This is a genomic window from Nitrospira japonica, assembly GCF_900169565.1.
Classification (GTDB): Bacteria; Nitrospirota; Nitrospiria; order Nitrospirales; family Nitrospiraceae; genus Nitrospira_C; species Nitrospira_C japonica_A.
The window spans coordinates 3,694,779-3,709,781 of record NZ_LT828648.1; the positions used below are offsets into that span (position 1 = coordinate 3,694,779).

19 protein-coding genes are annotated in these 15,003 nt (G+C 60.2%); 7 read left to right on the top strand and 12 right to left on the bottom strand.

The window, feature by feature from the left end:
* Window positions 1–14 precede the first annotated feature (14 nt).
* Window positions 15–899: an HAD-IIB family hydrolase gene (locus NSJP_RS17545; RefSeq protein ID WP_080888169.1), complete on the top strand. Its 885-nt coding sequence runs from the start codon at window positions 15–17 to the stop codon at window positions 897–899.
* A gap of 40 nt (window positions 900–939) precedes the next feature.
* On the opposite strand, the gene NSJP_RS17550 is transcribed toward NSJP_RS17545, so the two are convergent.
* From NSJP_RS17550 to proC, 3 genes are all read right to left on the bottom strand, one after another.
* A complete protein-coding gene (locus tag NSJP_RS17550; protein WP_080888170.1) occupies window positions 940–1,794 on the bottom strand; it encodes a TylF/MycF/NovP-related O-methyltransferase in 855 nt (284 codons plus the stop codon).
* Between the two features lie 230 nt (window positions 1,795–2,024).
* Window positions 2,025–2,219, bottom strand: a complete 195-nt coding sequence (locus NSJP_RS17555) for a cupin domain-containing protein (protein ID WP_080888171.1) — start codon at window positions 2,217–2,219, stop codon at window positions 2,025–2,027.
* A gap of 73 nt (window positions 2,220–2,292) precedes the next feature.
* Complete coding sequence (gene proC, locus NSJP_RS17560) at window positions 2,293–3,207, bottom strand: pyrroline-5-carboxylate reductase (RefSeq protein WP_231989423.1); 915 nt, start codon at window positions 3,205–3,207, stop codon at window positions 2,293–2,295.
* Between proC and NSJP_RS17565 the strand changes: the two genes are divergently transcribed.
* Window positions 3,206–4,285: a HEAT repeat domain-containing protein gene (locus tag NSJP_RS17565; protein WP_080888172.1), complete on the top strand. Its 1,080-nt coding sequence runs from the start codon at window positions 3,206–3,208 to the stop codon at window positions 4,283–4,285. The two genes, proC and NSJP_RS17565, sit on opposite strands and share 2 nt — an antisense overlap.
* A 14-nt stretch (window positions 4,286–4,299) precedes the next feature.
* Window positions 4,300–4,818 (top strand): hypothetical protein, encoded by a 519-nt coding sequence (locus NSJP_RS17570; RefSeq protein ID WP_080888173.1) that lies wholly within the window; start codon window positions 4,300–4,302, stop codon window positions 4,816–4,818.
* A gap of 114 nt (window positions 4,819–4,932) precedes the next feature.
* Here the strand turns inward: NSJP_RS17570 and NSJP_RS17575 are convergent, their stop codons facing one another.
* The 7 genes from NSJP_RS17575 to NSJP_RS17595 are packed head-to-tail and all read right to left on the bottom strand — an operon-like array spanning window position 4,933 to window position 9,471.
* A complete protein-coding gene (locus tag NSJP_RS17575) occupies window positions 4,933–5,376 on the bottom strand; it encodes a type II toxin-antitoxin system VapC family toxin (RefSeq protein WP_080888174.1) in 444 nt (147 codons plus the stop codon).
* 4 nt (window positions 5,377–5,380) lie between these two features.
* A complete protein-coding gene (locus tag NSJP_RS19395; RefSeq protein ID WP_155970423.1) occupies window positions 5,381–5,644 on the bottom strand; it encodes a hypothetical protein in 264 nt (87 codons plus the stop codon).
* Between the two features lie 22 nt (window positions 5,645–5,666).
* Entirely contained in the window at window positions 5,667–5,813 is a 147-nt protein-coding gene (locus NSJP_RS19400) for a hypothetical protein (protein ID WP_155970426.1), read from the bottom strand.
* Window positions 5,810–6,748, bottom strand: a complete 939-nt coding sequence (locus NSJP_RS17580; protein ID WP_080888175.1) for an LPP20 family lipoprotein — start codon at window positions 6,746–6,748, stop codon at window positions 5,810–5,812. The genes NSJP_RS19400 and NSJP_RS17580 overlap by 4 nt, the downstream gene beginning before the upstream one ends.
* Window positions 6,745–8,220 (bottom strand): COG3014 family protein, encoded by a 1,476-nt coding sequence (locus tag NSJP_RS17585; RefSeq protein WP_080888176.1) that lies wholly within the window; start codon window positions 8,218–8,220, stop codon window positions 6,745–6,747. Before NSJP_RS17585 ends, NSJP_RS17580 begins: the two co-directional genes overlap by 4 nt.
* A 14-nt stretch (window positions 8,221–8,234) precedes the next feature.
* Window positions 8,235–8,867, bottom strand: a complete 633-nt coding sequence (locus NSJP_RS17590; RefSeq protein WP_080888177.1) for a penicillin-binding protein activator LpoB — start codon at window positions 8,865–8,867, stop codon at window positions 8,235–8,237.
* 37 nt (window positions 8,868–8,904) lie between these two features.
* Window positions 8,905–9,471, bottom strand: a complete 567-nt coding sequence (locus NSJP_RS17595) for a hypothetical protein (protein ID WP_080888178.1) — start codon at window positions 9,469–9,471, stop codon at window positions 8,905–8,907.
* A 151-nt stretch (window positions 9,472–9,622) separates the two neighbouring features.
* Here NSJP_RS17595 and NSJP_RS19560 point away from each other — a divergent pair, with 151 nt between their 5' ends.
* A complete protein-coding gene (locus NSJP_RS19560) occupies window positions 9,623–9,793 on the top strand; it encodes a hypothetical protein (protein ID WP_172834438.1) in 171 nt (56 codons plus the stop codon).
* Here the strand turns inward: NSJP_RS19560 and NSJP_RS17605 are convergent.
* Window positions 9,790–11,175, bottom strand: a complete 1,386-nt coding sequence (locus NSJP_RS17605; RefSeq protein WP_080888180.1) for a caspase family protein — start codon at window positions 11,173–11,175, stop codon at window positions 9,790–9,792. The genes NSJP_RS19560 and NSJP_RS17605 overlap by 4 nt on opposite strands.
* Before the next feature lie 202 nt (window positions 11,176–11,377).
* Here NSJP_RS17605 and acs point away from each other — a divergent pair, with 202 nt between their 5' ends.
* From acs to NSJP_RS17620, 3 genes are read left to right on the top strand one after another with little or no spacing between them, the layout of a single operon-like run.
* Window positions 11,378–13,267, top strand: a complete 1,890-nt coding sequence (gene acs / locus NSJP_RS17610) for an acetate--CoA ligase (protein ID WP_080888181.1) — start codon at window positions 11,378–11,380, stop codon at window positions 13,265–13,267.
* 45 nt (window positions 13,268–13,312) lie between these two features.
* Window positions 13,313–13,777 carry a hypothetical protein gene (locus NSJP_RS17615; protein WP_080888182.1) on the top strand — a complete coding sequence of 155 codons (465 nt, stop codon included), beginning with the start codon at window positions 13,313–13,315 and terminating at the stop codon, window positions 13,775–13,777.
* Between the two features lie 40 nt (window positions 13,778–13,817).
* Complete coding sequence (locus NSJP_RS17620) at window positions 13,818–14,039, top strand: hypothetical protein (RefSeq protein WP_080888183.1); 222 nt, start codon at window positions 13,818–13,820, stop codon at window positions 14,037–14,039.
* A gap of 110 nt (window positions 14,040–14,149) precedes the next feature.
* Here the strand turns inward: NSJP_RS17620 and NSJP_RS17625 are convergent, their stop codons facing one another.
* A complete protein-coding gene (locus NSJP_RS17625) occupies window positions 14,150–14,869 on the bottom strand; it encodes a riboflavin synthase (protein WP_231989424.1) in 720 nt (239 codons plus the stop codon).
* Window positions 14,870–15,003 lie beyond the last annotated feature (134 nt).

The following is a 15,003-nucleotide window of genomic DNA, read 5'->3' on the forward strand; positions in this document are numbered from 1 at the left end:
CAAGCTGGACGACGATGATTTCAAGCCTCAGCCACGACGGTTCCGACACGCTCCTGGAGCGGCCGGTTACGCAGTTCGTCCTTTTCACCGACCTGGACGGCTCGCTGCTGGACGGCATGACCTATTCTTTCCATGCGGCGATCCAGGCCCTGCGCGAGGTCCGGGCCCGCGGCATTCCGCTGGTGCTGGTGTCGAGCAAGACCCGCGCCGAAATGGAGCCCCTCCGCGCGCGCCTCGACCATCGGGATCCCTTCATCGTGGAGAACGGCGCGGCGGTCTTCATTCCGCAAGGCCGTTTCGACTTCCCGATCGAACGGGCACGCAAGCGATCCGCCTATGACGTCATCGAATTGGGATTGCCCTATCACATGCTTCGGGACGTGTTGAAGCAGATCGAGGAGGCGGTGGAAACACCGCTGCGCGGGTTCGGCGATCTCTCGGTCGGCGAGATCATGCGGGTGACGGGGCTGTCGAAGACGGACGCGGAGCTGGCCAAGCAACGCGAATACGACGAACCCTATCTGGTCGAAGGCCCGCCGAGCCTCGTGGCGGAAGTCTGCCGGCAAATCATCATGAGGGGCCTGCACTGGACCAAAGGCGGGCGGCTCTTTCACTTGACGGGTCGGAACGACAAGGGCCAGGCGGCGGCTCTGCTGCTCCGCTGCTATCAACGGCAGTTCAGGCTGCAGGAGGGACCGATCCGCATCGAGACGATCGGCATCGGCGACAGCCTCAACGATGCGCCCCTCCTGACCATGGTGGATCACCCGGTCCTGGTGCAACGGCTGGACGGCACCTACGATCCTGACGTACGCGTGCCGGGAATGATTCGCGCGGACGGCATCGGCCCGGTGGGATGGAACCGGGCGGTATTAGACATTCTGGACCGCCATTCCTGACGCGGATCAGCCCGATCTTACTCGGGCCCCATGATTCGCGTCATACTTCAGAACAGAACGCCGGCTGTGACGCGCAAGCCGCAACAGAGTTGTGCATTTCCAAGGCTGAAGAGCGCGCCAGCACAAATATTTTCCCATACGGCGGATAGGTCCCGAACTCCTTGGCTTGAAAATAGGGATGAGCCTGAAGGAATTCATCGAACGCTCGTTTCTCGCCCAGACTCCTGTCCGCCAGAGGGAACCAGTCGTCAAAGACAATCACTGTCTCATCGACGATCAACGGGGCACAGAATTCCAAGGCAGTTTTCGCCGAGAGATACATGTCGCAATCAATCATGATGACGCTGGCCTTGGTGATATGCTGTTTCGCCCGTAAATCTGTTGTGAGCGTCGACTCGAAGAACCCTTTCGTCAAGACGACTCTTTGAAAATTGATCTTCTCCCAATGCAATACCTGCATGGTGAACGCATGCTCGGATTTGAACGAGCCGGGACGCCAATGCCCTTCATCATCGTAACTGGCCTCCACGGGCAATCCCTCGAATGAATCGAAGCCCAATAACCGCACATGCTCGAGACCGAGGTCTTCCAGCACACGATGCATCTGGGTCAGAGACGTGCCGTTGTAGACGCCAAATTCCAGATAATCTCCCAGCGAGCCCGGACCATACTTATCGGCTAAATACGTGAGAGCCTCACGATACTTGCTCCTCAATGGTTCTTCCATGACCAGCTTGTCTCGTGCCTGGATGGTGTTCCGTAACTTGACGTAATTTCCACAAGCCTGAAACGGCGTGTATTGCAGCCAATGCTCACCCTTTAGCAGGTGGTACAAACCGATGAGCGTTCTGTCTACCAGTCTGGTCGCTGCCGAGAAGGTCGTTGGAAATTGCATGATGGCCTCTGGTTGATTGCGTCTGAACCGGCTGAAGTGCCGACCTAAATAATGGATGATACGGCAATCGTGGCGGCACGACAGCTAGCAATTCCCCTCGCTGCCTCGCCCCTTGCGTGAGTATGACGTGAATAAGAAAAGGAGGGAGCTACGCGTGAGTACCTTTTCTCTGCCCCGTTGTGGAAGTCACCACTGAAACGGGAGAAAACTTGGAGTGCGAGAAGGCGCTGCTACGTCTTAGACTTTGTCGCGAACACGGTGGCGTCGCAGGCGACGTACTTGATCTGTTTCATCGGAATGATGACGACTTCTTTGGCTGAATCCACTTCCAGCACTTCCATGTCGTCGCTGATCGTATGCCGGATCGCGTCCTTGACGACCAACTCCTGGTTATCCACGAACACCACCTTCACCCAATACTGCACGATCCCCTCCTCCTACGATGTGAACCATCTCGTACCGCTGCTCCGATAGACGGCCGCGACCAGGCTCTTGCTCTCATTGATGCTCCAAACCCAGCTCGGCCGATCGCGTCGTCGCGGCCTCGACCGCCGACGTGACGGTCGCGCGAAACTGTCCCAATTCCAAGGCGTGAATACCCGCGATCGTGGTTCCCCCCGGGGACGCCACCCGATCCTTCAACAGGGCCGGATGTTCGCCGGACGACAGGACCAGCCGCGCGGCGCCGGCCACGGTTTGCGCGGCCAGCAGTTGGGCCGTCTGGCGCGGAAGCCCCATCTTCACGCCGCCGTCCGCCAGCGCTTCTATCAAGATGTACACGTAGGCCGGTCCGCTCCCGCTCAACCCGGTGACCGCATCCAACAACCGTTCCGGCACCACCACGACGTGACCGATCGTTTCAAAGAGGGATCGGGCCGTCGCCAACTCGTCACCCGGCACTTCCTCATCGCCGGCGATGGCCGTGACGCCCTCCCGAATGGCGGACGGCGTGTTGGGCATGGCGCGGACGATCTTCTTGCGTTTCATGCCCCGCAGGTGCCGGGCGATGCGCGCGATGGGATAGCCGGCGGCGACCGAAACGATCAAAGTCTTGTCCGGCAGAATGTCGGCGATCTCGTTCAAGACCTGGTCGAGCACCTGCGGCTCCACGGCCAGCACGAGCAGGTCGGCTTCGTCGGCCGCCTCCGCGTTCTTGGCCGTGGTCGCCACGTGATATTTCCCGCTGATGACGTCGCGCGCGGCCGGATCGATGTCCGATGCGATGAGATGCGACGGAAGAACTAGCTTCGCATGGAGCAGGCCCGCGATGAGGGATTCGGCCATATTGCCCGCACCGATGAATCCGACTCTCGCGGTATGCTGCAGCATGCGGCGATTATACTGACGCCGTTCCGAACCTTGCAACTTTGTCAGCTTGCCAGGACTGCGCCTCGTTCGATACAGTAGCTGCATGCCAACCCGAATTCTCCTCGGCACCTTGGTCGTCCTCGCTCTGCTCCCGGTTCCGAGCTGGGCCCGCCGCGAATCCTTCACCGAGCAGCAGAAACTGCAGGTCAAGAAGATCGATCGGGTGCTCCTGGAGGTCATCGCCCTGACCGACAAGGGACCGGCCGATCCGGCGCCGTTCCTGGACTTGATCTCGAAGCGGCTGCGCGAACTCGGCTACACCGTGGTGGCCGATCCGGCTCAACCGCACGACGTGCTGGTGCAGGTCAAATGCGAACAGCGAAAGACGTGGGAAGGCACGACGAAAATGGGCAGCGATGCGGACCTTCCAGATTCACCGTCCCGTTTATGGAAGGGTCCCGCCTGCCAACTGGTCTATTTCCTGGACGGCAAGAAAATGGGCTGGCACAAGGAAGTGCGGACGGAATTTGCGGACGCCGAACCGGCGGCCGTCGCGGCAAAAGCCGGCGACGCCGGAACCTATGCGATGAATCATCTCAGAGAGCGGCTGGACGACTACGACTTTCCCACGCTCATTACGGCCGAATGGGGGCAGGAAGAACGCCTCTTCAAGTTGTATGACGATCCGGCGACGCCGTCGGCGCGGAAGATCAGGCTGGTGAACCTGTTCGGCTACCTGTTCTCAAACGATGCGGTTCCGCGTCTGCTGGCCGGCCTTAAGGGACCCGATCTCGAAATCGCCAAGGCATCGGCGCTGGCGCTGGGTAACATCGGCCAGAAGGATACCGTCCCGGCCCTGGTGGAGACGATGAAGACCGGCCGTCCGGAGTTGCGGCCGTCTGCGGCCAAAGCCCTGGGCATTCTTGGAGCCCTGCACGGCGACTTCACCATCGTCGATCCGCTCCTCGAGACGCTCAAGTCGACGGACGACGTCGCGCTCAAGACCGAAGTGGTGTGGGCTTTGGGTAAACTGCCGGACCGGCGCGCGCACGAACCGCTGCTGGCACTTCAGAAATCCCTCTACAATGTGCGAGAGAACGACGCCGACCCGAAGATGGTCAAGCTGAAAGAAGCGGTGAACTGGACCATCAAACAGATCGACACCTGGGAGTATCTGCAGTAGCCGGGATCCCGCCAATGCCTTCCATGCTCGCCCAGATGCGGATCAGTCTCGTCGTCGCCCTTTGCACGTTGCCCCATGCACAGGCGGCCTGGAGCCAGGTGATCGGGGAAGCCGCCGAGTTGGATCGTCTGCGCGCCCGCGCGGAGGAAGCCATCGGCAACGACGACCCGGACGGCGCCGCGCTCAGCATGGGCCGCGCCGCGCTCATGGCGAAGCAACTGAGCAAGAGCCATCGGGACGATCCGGCGGCCGCAAAACTCTATCAGGGAGCCGAACCGCTTTTCCGCGCGCAGGAACACGGTTATCGGGCTATTGCGCTGTTCCGGCGGGCCGGGGGGCAATTACCGGCGTCGTCGGGCGTCTGCGGCAGCTTGGCGCTGGCGCAGGGCAGCCTGCAGCAAGCCCTCGTCTTGCTGGTGCCCGACGAGCAGGCGCCGGCCGACGTGCGGGAACGCACCAAGAAACTTCGGGAAGCGGCCGACGACTGGGTCACCGTCGTCGCCTCGATGATCAGCGACTATCAGTGCCCCTGATCCCGTGAAGCATCGGAAAGAGCTTATAGCCTATGGCCTATAGCTCGAACCAAGACAAAGTCCCCGCCATCGCAGTCCCGTAACTGCCATAAGCTATACGCCAGACGCTGTTCTCTAGTCCTCTTCAGGATTGATGACGTGCAGCCCCGCGGTCTTGCTGGCCGCGAGCAATTGAACATCCGCGCTGACGACCGTCAGGCGGAGCGGCTTGAGTTCCAACGCCAATGCCAGATGCATGACCTGCTGCGCGCGAAGAAACGGATATTCCATCACCAGTTCCTTGGTGGCCAAATAGGTCTGCGTCGTCGGCACGATGAACTGGAACAGGCCTTCCATGGATTCGCGCTCGAACTTGTGGATCACGGAGTAGCAATCATCTCTCGTGATCTCGCCCTGCTGGGCCCGGTTGGAAAATGACGAATACAATTCCGTGACGCTCCACGTCGGCAGAATCGCCACTTTCCCGCGCTTGACCATCAGCTTATTGACGATGCGGGTCCCGCGCTCCATGCTGTAGCGCTTCACGAGAGCCGTCGAATCGAAGTAGTAGTACGGCATGGGCTCAAATCCTCCCCTTCAAGATAACGGCGGCCAGGGGACCTTGCAGCTTGGAGAGCCGGTCCTGGAGTTCATCCAGCGGGACTTCCTCATAGCCTTCCCGGCGAAGCTTGTCGGCGAGATTGCCTTTGTTGAACAGCACGGTGTCTTCCTTGAGCCGATCTCCCAGCCGGCGCTTGGCAAGACGGCTCGGTACCCGCTGTTGTGTTGCAGTCAACCCGCGCCCCCGGCTTCTCGGCGCCCGGCCACTTACGCTCAATCTACTCATACCTGCGCTCTCCCTCCTGCTATTAGTGCGTTGCTGCTGCCGGTTTTTGGCCGGCTCCCTCACGCGGACAGCCGGCGGGGCGGGTCGCCTCCGCCGGCAGTTCGGATTCTCCATAAATATGCCCGGCGATCGCTTTGGCCACGTCGGACGACAACTCTTGCTGCATCACGCGAACCGCCTTGGCCGTTGTCCCTTGATCTCCACGACCTCAAAGTCGCCGCACCAGCGGACGTACATGAACTGCGGATCTCGCACGTCGATCGGCCAGACCCGGACGAACCCGCGCAACAGCAGTTCCGGTGCATGACCTCCCGAGGCGGAGCTGGAAACGGATTCGGTCGCAGGACGATCCACGATCTGCAAACCTTCCCGGATCAACCCCTCGCTCAAGGCCCGTTGCGCGGCCTGGGTCTGATCGCCCGTCACGTCGATCGCGAATAATAGATTCGTCGCCAGGAACTGCTCCAGTTCCATCGTGAGCTCATTCACGCGGTAGGGCGACGCCATCCCCTGTCCGCTTGGCCGGACGACGCGGAGATCGGCATTATAGGTTTCGCGAATCACGAGATTGTGGGCCGCCCGCCGCAATCCACGGACCTTGGCCAGTTTGTCCGCGGACCGGTGCGCGTCATCGACGTCCGCCTGAATGCCGCGATCCAATTCGGTGATTTTCTCCATGAACGCCGTCTCGGCCTGCGAGCGCTGCATGACCGCCAGGGCATAGTGCACCTGCTTCTTCGAATCAAACCATCGATCCGCGATCCTGACGTTTTCAAGCACTTTGTCCGTCGAGACCTTGGTGAGGTTGTCGATGGTCAGGCGCCGCTCGTCGCGGCTCTGTCCCCGCTGCTCGACGACCAAATACGACTCCCAATCCTTCGCCTGGGCGGACACTTCCGTCTTGAACACGCGGGCCAGGGCTGCATAGGCCTGATCTTCCGCCACCGCGCTTCTGTCTGATTGACCGACCCCGGTGAGATATTGGTCCGCCGAATAGTCGGGGCTCATGCCGTTGACCCAGGCCGGCTTGGCTTTTCCGCCGAAACATCCGACGAGCAACAGGGCGGCCGCGCAGATGACAAGCACCGGCATCCGGTCAATCATTGCACCACCCGCTGAATCAGAAACACCGTTTGCCCGGGGGACAGGGAAAGGGACCGGCTTCCCGGAGGCCCCTCTCCCGTAAAACCGGCGCCCCTGACGTCATAGTGACCGGGAGACACCCAGCGCCGGGCGAGATGGATTTGATCGGGCAATGTCCGCCAACTGCGCTTATCCGATTCCTCCGAAGCCACCGCATAGCCATGCGCGATCAAGCTGACCAGTAGTCCGACCCAATCGGCATTTTTTTGCCCCGCGGCGCTCTGCGATCCTCTGGTCGCGGCTTCCGCCATCGCATATTTTGTGGCCGCCCTGGCTACGGCTTTGACGGCGATGCCCGGCAGCCGTTCCGACAAGGATTTCTCCGCAAGGGCCGTCACCTGATGCACCGGCTCGGTCTTGACCAAGACCGGATCCCCTGACGCGGCATTGAGTGTGACTATGTCTACCGGCACCTGTGTAGGTTGTGGAATCAACTTCGGCAACGCCACGCGAACGACGCGCCCGTTCAAGCCGTAGAGGACGCTGTCCTTGGCTCGGTTCTCCGGAGTATTCGGATTGGTCAGCGCCCGGTTGATCAGGACCAATTGGAGCGCATCCATACTGATGGGCAGATCAAGAAACTGGTCCTCCTTCCGGGGTGCGCGGCCATTATAGCTGATCACGACCACTTGGGCGAGATTCTGCTGCGCTTGAACGGACTGCCACGGCACACCCGGAAAGGCCCGCTCGTAGGCGGTAAACTCCGACGTCAAATGCAATCCGTCCGTCGTTCTCAACAGATCGCTCTGCAACTGCCTTGGTTCTCCGACCCGCGACCAGCCCTTCATTGAGTCGTAGGTTTCGTAGGCCTTGCGATAGGCAATGAAGGCGTTGTTCACGTCGCCGGTACTTTCGTAGAGTATACCCGTGAGATAGCGCGCAAAGCCGTCCTCCCGATAGGCGCTTTTATCTTTGACGCGATCGGACAACACGTTCAGACGATGATCGATGCGCCGGGCCTCCACCAGTGATTCTTGCCAGAGACCCAGCATGGCGTAGTTGAGCGCCTTCACGACATTGAGCATGACCTGCTCGTAGGGATCGCCCTCATACGGCAGCGCGTTGTCGTTGGTCAGGAACGCGGCGGTTTCCGTGCGGACCTTTCTGGTGTAGAGGCGTTCGACCTCGTCGTCCGACTGTTCCAACAGGAGGTTACTCTGCTTGTAGTCGCCGGCGAGATGCAGCGTCATGCCCCGATCCATGCCGTACAAGACGCGGCTCTTGTCGCCATATTCGTCTTCCGCTTCTTTGATGGCCGCGTCCGCGCGCTGATAATCGTGGACTAGCAAGCTCTTGTCCGCCTGAACATAGTGCTTGCCGAACGAACCGCATCCGCTTGCGGTGAGGAGTATGGAGACGGTGAGAATGGTCGAAAGACAAACGCCCCACCGCGCAGGATCCTGTACGGTGGGGCGTGAGACGAAGCAGCTCAACGGACTTCTGGCTGTCAGAAAACGGTGCGTTTTTTCTCGATCACTTTCTTGATCTTTTTCTGGCCAAACCAGACCTTGGCATTGCTTTCCAAGTCAACCATCTGAAGATCCACCTGGTAGAACATCGCTTTGGTGCCTTCGGCTTCATCGAGAATCGTGGCGATGGTGCCCTTCATCATATAGTCTGCGCCGATTTCCTTGCCGGGCGCCTTCTGCGTGTCTTCCCGGGCATACATCGCCTGTTCCTTCCGCTCATTGCGCACTTCGTCGCGTTCACCCTTGTTGGCCACAAAGGTCACTTTTTGGGAGTTCGTCAATTCGCGCTGGAGATCCGTGACGAAGGTCTGCACGTTGATGTGCTCGTGGCTGTTGTTGAGCACCGTACCCACCACCACGACCGGCTGACGGTTCTTGGCCGCGCTGAAGTTGCCCAGCCAGGGATAATCGAGAGCCTCCTTCACCATGGCTTCCGCCACCATGCGGGAATCGGTATCGTTCCAGCGCCCGCTGAGATCGGTCACCACACCGGTATCCACGCGGGTCACTTTCGTCTCGCTTCCACAGCCGGCCAGCGTCAGGAACCCGAAACAGAGCACGACCGATCCTACTGCACCGGCAAAACCCCGCTGCCCTATACTCCCCATCATCCCTCCGCCCGCTTGATACGATTAGCGACGTGCGCGATCAATGATTCGCGCGCTTGTCTTCTTCCTTCTCAAGACGCTCGAATGCCTTGTCCGCGTTCTTCCGCACGTAGTCCCTGACCTCCGCGTTCAGTTCCTTGGCATGCTCCAGGTTGTTCTTCATGTCTTCCAGATTCAGCTTGGTCAGGACGTAATAGGTGCCGGTTTTTTCGTCCTTGTAGCGATCGATGGGCCGCACGCCGCTCAAAGTAGTCGTGGTGATCGTCTTGATCGCCCGCTCGACGTTCTGCTCTTCCGACATCCGGGTGAAATCGCCCGCCGTCGTCGAGGCCGCATAGTCTCTCATGAGATAGCCGGTATAGGTCTCGAATGTTTTAGCAATCTCGGCGCGCCCTCTGTTCTCTGCCGTATCCCAGGCCAACGGTTCATTTCTGACCCCCGTCACGGATCCTACGCCGAAAAACGCCTTACTGTCCTTTTCGCTCATCGCGCCCGACCCCTGCTTGACCCACTTCGGAGGACCGCCGCACGCGGCAAGCCCGACGATCAGTATGAGCGCGACCCCACCACCGGCCAATTGTGAAAGGATTCCACGCGGCTGGCTCATGCGACTTCCTCCTTCGCGGTTAATCGACTCATCGGGCGTTCGAATAGCGAGAAATCGAGCGGATTTATGCTAACATGCACGACCTATTGAGTCAACGCGCAGGATCCCGAGAGTGCCCATTTTTGAGCCCTCGGAGAAGAGGAAACAGACTATGGCGGACGTACAAATCGAAGATGGTATCATCCGAATCGTTGGATTGGACGTGCAGGATCCTAAAGCGGCGGCGGTACTGGCGGAGTATCCTCAGGTACGGTGGGCAGAGATCACGAGACGCGCGCTCAAGATCGGCCTGGGTTACTTGAAAGGGGGCGGGAAGGATTAAGGCTTCCCCGGCTGCGACCGGTTGCCCCGCGCGACGGCTTCGCGGGCTCGCACGTGATTGCCGCCGAGTTCCAGGTACCGTTGAAAGGCTTCGATCGCCTTCTGATCGTTTTTCAGTTCGTCTTCGTACAGAACTCCGAGCGAAAAGTAGACGTCCATATAGGCCGGATTGACCGCGAGCGCATTCAACATGGCTTGTTCGGCTTCCTGGTACTGTCCCCTCTTTTCGTAGATCAATCCCAGCGTATAGTGCGAGTCGGGATTCTTCGGCGCATGCTGCACGGCCAGCGTACCGGCGGACAGGGCCTCGTTGAGGTCCGGCAGGACTTCGAGCCGCACGTAACTCTTCAACACGTACGCATCGCCGTATTCCGGATCGTATTCCAGCGCACGGTTGAGGCGATCCAACGCTTCGTCCGCCGACTTCCCGGTCTGCAGCAACGCAAACGCCTGCTCGTACTGCAACTTGGCCGCCTGCTTGCGCTCGGCCGGCGACTGCGGTTCTCCTCCGAGCCTGAACGCCGCCTTGCGGCCTTCGATGAGAATCGTGTCGCCGTCCCCTTCGAGCTGTGTGAACAGCGGGTGCTGGGCTCCCTTGGATTGCTCCTGGATCTGCTGGATCGCATAGTGTCCTAACTCCGACGCCATCAACCATCCGTTCTTGTCCAGGTCCGCGGCACCGGCTAACCCCGCGGCAAGCACCTGAACGAACAGACTGCGATCCTGCGTCCTGACAGCCGTCTCGCCTTTATCCCCGGCAGTCAAAACTTGAACCGCCCGCTTTTCCTGATCGTCCTCCGGCGTGATCCGTCCTTCCAGCGACAAGGGCTGTGCCGCGCTGACCTCCCACCCTCGCACGGCGACGTCCAGCAGCAAGAGCGTATGTTTCGAGGCGGTGCGCCGGCTGAATTCCTTGAGTTGGTCGAACGTCACCGCCTTGGATACGTTGTTGGGCTGCGCGTCCCACGGAACCAGATAGCCCGCTTCGCTACCCGATTGGTCGCGCGCCATTCCGGCATGGCCAGCGAAATAGATGACCAGACGGTCCTGACGCCCGACCTTGCGCGGAAGAAAATCGGACAGCAACTGCTGGAGCCGCCGAAAGCTGGCCTCGCCGTCGTACAGCTCCACGACCTCTTCAAAACCAAGCCCGCGCAGGGCCTGGGCCATTGCTTTGGCGTCTTCCCGCGCGCCGGGCAGCTTGGGCGCCACGACGTAGTTCTCGATGCCGATGACGACCGCCCAGGACTTGTAATACAGTCCTTCCGGCTTTCCCATTTGCGCCCAGGCGGAGAATGTGGAGGACGTCACCGACGCGAGAAGCAGGCAGGAACACAGCGATCGAACGAAAAAGCGGACGCGACTGGCAAACCGTGGCGACATAAGCAAGAACCGGCGTGGAACCACTCTGAAAATTTAGCCTACTCTCGCATTCCCGTGACTGTCAAGAAACACTCCGGCGAAAGACAGGCCACGCCGATCACCTCCGCACCGCCGCGTTGCGGATTGCATAGTTCCCCGGACCAAGGTATGGTTGTGGCCGATTCGCACGGCGGACTCGAACGCCAGGCAGGAGCGCGCGACTATGGCGGATAACATCGATACCCTCCTGAAAGAAAGCCGGGTTTACCGGCCGACGCCCAAGACCGTCTCCGCAGCCCACATTCAGGATTACGAGACCGCATACAAGCAGTCAATCGCCGACCCTGAAGCGTTCTGGAGCGGCATGGCCGAGGAATTGGAATGGTTCACCCCCTGGAAGACGGTGCTCGAGTGGAACTACCCCTGGGCCAAGTGGTTCGTCGGCGCGACCTGCAATATCGCCTATAACTGCCTTGATCGCCACGTCGCGACCTGGCGCAAAAACAAAGTCGCGTTGATCTGGGTGGGTGAGAACGATCAGGAACGGATCTTCACCTACGCCGAACTCCATCGGCAAGTCAATCGCTGCGCGAACGCGCTGAAGAAGCTCGGGATTCAGAAGGGCGACCGCGTGACGATCTACCTGCCCAAGATTCCGGAACAAGTGGTGGCGATGCTGGCCTGTGCCAGAATCGGCGCGATCCACAGCGTCGTCTATTCCGGATTCAGCGCTCCGGCCCTGTCGAGCCGCATCAACGACGCGGAGGCGAAACTCGTGATTACCGCCGACGTGGGGTTCGATCGAGGCAAGATCATCAATCTCAAACCGGTCGTCGACGAGGCCGTGAAGAGTTGCGCCACGGTGGAACACGTGGTGGTGGTACGCAGACAGACTCCTGGGCCGGCGTTGTCCGCCCCGAAGGAAATCGATTGGCACGACTGGCTCCGGCATGAGACGCCTCACTGTGCCGCGGAGCCTCTCGACGCCGAAGCGCCGCTCTATATTCTGTATACGTCCGGCACCACCGGCAAACCGAAGGGCGTGGTCCACGTGCACGGCGGCTACATGGTCGGCACCTATGCCACGACGAAGTATGTCTTCGATCTGAAGGACGACGATGTGTATTTCTGCGTGGCGGATCCCGGCTGGGTGACAGGTCACAGTTATATCGTGTACGGCCCCTTGCTCAACGGCGCGACCATTTTGACCGCGGAGGGCAAACCGGACTATCCCACCCCGGGCCGGTGGTGGGACTTGATCGAACGCTACGGCGTGTCGATCTTCTACACGACCCCGACCGCCATCCGGTTGTTGATGCGCTACGGAGAAGATTGGCCCAAGAAGTCCGACTTGTCCACACTGCGCATTCTGGGCAGCGTCGGTGAACCCATCAATCCCGAGGCTTGGGAATGGTTCCATCGCGTAACCGGCGGCGACAAACCCATCATGGATACCTGGTGGCAGACGGAAACCGGATCGATCCTGATCACGCCGCTTCCCAGCGTACCGCTGAAGCCGGGATCAGCCACGAGACCGTTCCTCGGCATCGAAGCCGACGTCGTCGATCGGCAGGGCAACAGTCTTCCCCCGAATGCCGGCGGGTTCGCCGTGATCAAGAAACCCTGGCCTTCGATGATGCGGACCATCTATAAGGATCCCGATCGCTACAAGGTCTACTGGACGACGATCCCGAATTGCTACACGGCCGGAGACGTCTGCCACAAGGACGCCGACGGCTACATGTGGTTCATGGGCCGTGCCGACGACGTCATCAAAGTGGCGGGCAACCGGCTCGGAACCGCGGAGGTGGAAAGCGCCCTCGTCAGTCACCAGGCGGTAGCCGAGGCCGCGGTGATCGGCAAGCCCCACAAGACGGTGGGCGAATCCATCAAGGCCTTCGTCATTTTGAAGCAAGGGGAAAAGGAAACTCCCGAACTCATCCACTCCATCAAAGAGCAAGTCAAACACGAACTGGGAAAGATCGCGGTGCCGGCTGAGATCGACATCGTGACCTCGCTGCCCAAAACCCGATCCGGCAAGATCATGCGGCGGGTGCTCAAAGCGAAGGAACTGGGACAGGATCCCGGCGACATTTCAACCATCGAAGAGTAACGCATCGCGTTCCCGAATATTGGTTGTGACCAACAGGAGGCCGGTATGATGAAGTCCGTGAATCTTGCGCCGATGGCGATTTTCGGCGCGGTATTGTGGTTCTGCCCGACGCTCGCTCCCTCACCCGTCTTCGCCGCCGACAAGGACAAGCAGACCAAGGCACCGAAGGCTGCCCCGCAAGCCAAGGCCTCCAAGCCCAAACAGGACAAATCGAAATCAGCTGACGCGGCGGGCACGACGAACGCCTGTTTCGGCATGGCGCCCAAGATCGAGAAAGTCGCGCCGGATGAAGGAAAGGCCGGAGACAGCGTGACCATCAAGGGATACCAGTTCGGTCCGGCAAACTGCCTGCGGGGCGTCTCGTTCGGACCGGGACGGCCGGCCAAATTTGCGTTCAAGAACGACACGACCGTCACGGCAACCGTTCCGTCCGGCGGACGAAAGGGACTCGCCATCCTGACCGTCACGACGGCATCGGGAGAGGACTCAAAAGCCTTTCTGATGAAGTAAGCGTTCCGCTGACCGGCGGACGGCCGGCGAGCGTCCAATCATGAAGTGGTCGAGAAAACCGGGAGAGCCGATCTATCAGCGGCGGCACATGGTGGCTCTCCTCGTGGCTGTCTGCCTGCCGATCGTCCTGGTCCAGCTCTATAAAGTTTACATCGGACCGATCGGCTTCTTTGCCCAACTGACCGTGGCGATCGTCGTGTCCGTCTTTGCCGGCATCGGCCTCTACCTGCTCTACAACTCCTCCGCTCGGAACGAGCCATAGCCGATCCGATCGCGATGACACTCGCTCGCCTCATCTCGCGGATTACCAGACGTTCCGTATGGAGTAAGAATAGAAGCACGCAGGCTGCGAGCAGCCAAGCCCATCGCACTCTAGATGAGCCCCTTTTTCTTGAGGTAGTCCGTATCGATGGCGGGAGTCGGCTTGGACAGTTGGCTCCGATCCTGGAGCAATCGCTCGACGTACTTGCCGATCAGGTCCGATTCCAGATTCACCGGATCATCGACCTGCTTGAGGCCGAGCGTCGTCACCTTGGCGGTGTGGGGAATGATCGCGACCGATACGGCATGGTCGGCCACCTCGTTGATGGTCAAACTGACTCCGTCCACCGTGATCGAGCCTTTCATGACGCAATAGCGCAGCACCTCCGGCGGCAGATCGATCGTGACGACGATGGCGTTCGCGTCCGAGCGGCGGCTGCGAACCCTGCCGATTCCGTCCACGTGGCCTGCCACGAGATGACCGCCGATGCGCTCGTTCAGCTTCATGGCCCGTTCCAAATTCACCGGGGCGCCCGCCGCGAGACGGCCGAGCGTCGTGACCGAGAGCGTTTCCGGAGAGACCTCCACCGCGAACCAGGCTTCATGACGTTCCGCCACCGTCAAGCAGGCGCCGTTCACGCTCACGCTGTCCCCGACCTTCAAGTCGCTCATGACGGCCGTCGCGAGAATCGTCATCCTCGTGCCGGCGAGCGTCTTGTCGACGGACCGTATGGCGCCCATTTCTTCGACGATTCCGGTGAACATGACAGGATATTGAAAATGGCCCCTTCTCACCCGCGCACCCCGGCGCGCCAAGACGCGCCTTGCCACGGCGTCGTTCCCGCTTCTCGTCCAGCCTCAACGTCCCTAGAAATAGTACGCCTCGGCTAGCCGCTCGCTGCGGCCTTGCCGGAGGCCATCTTGAATATCCTGGAGAAGCAGAAACACGGAGCCTATTCCCCTTT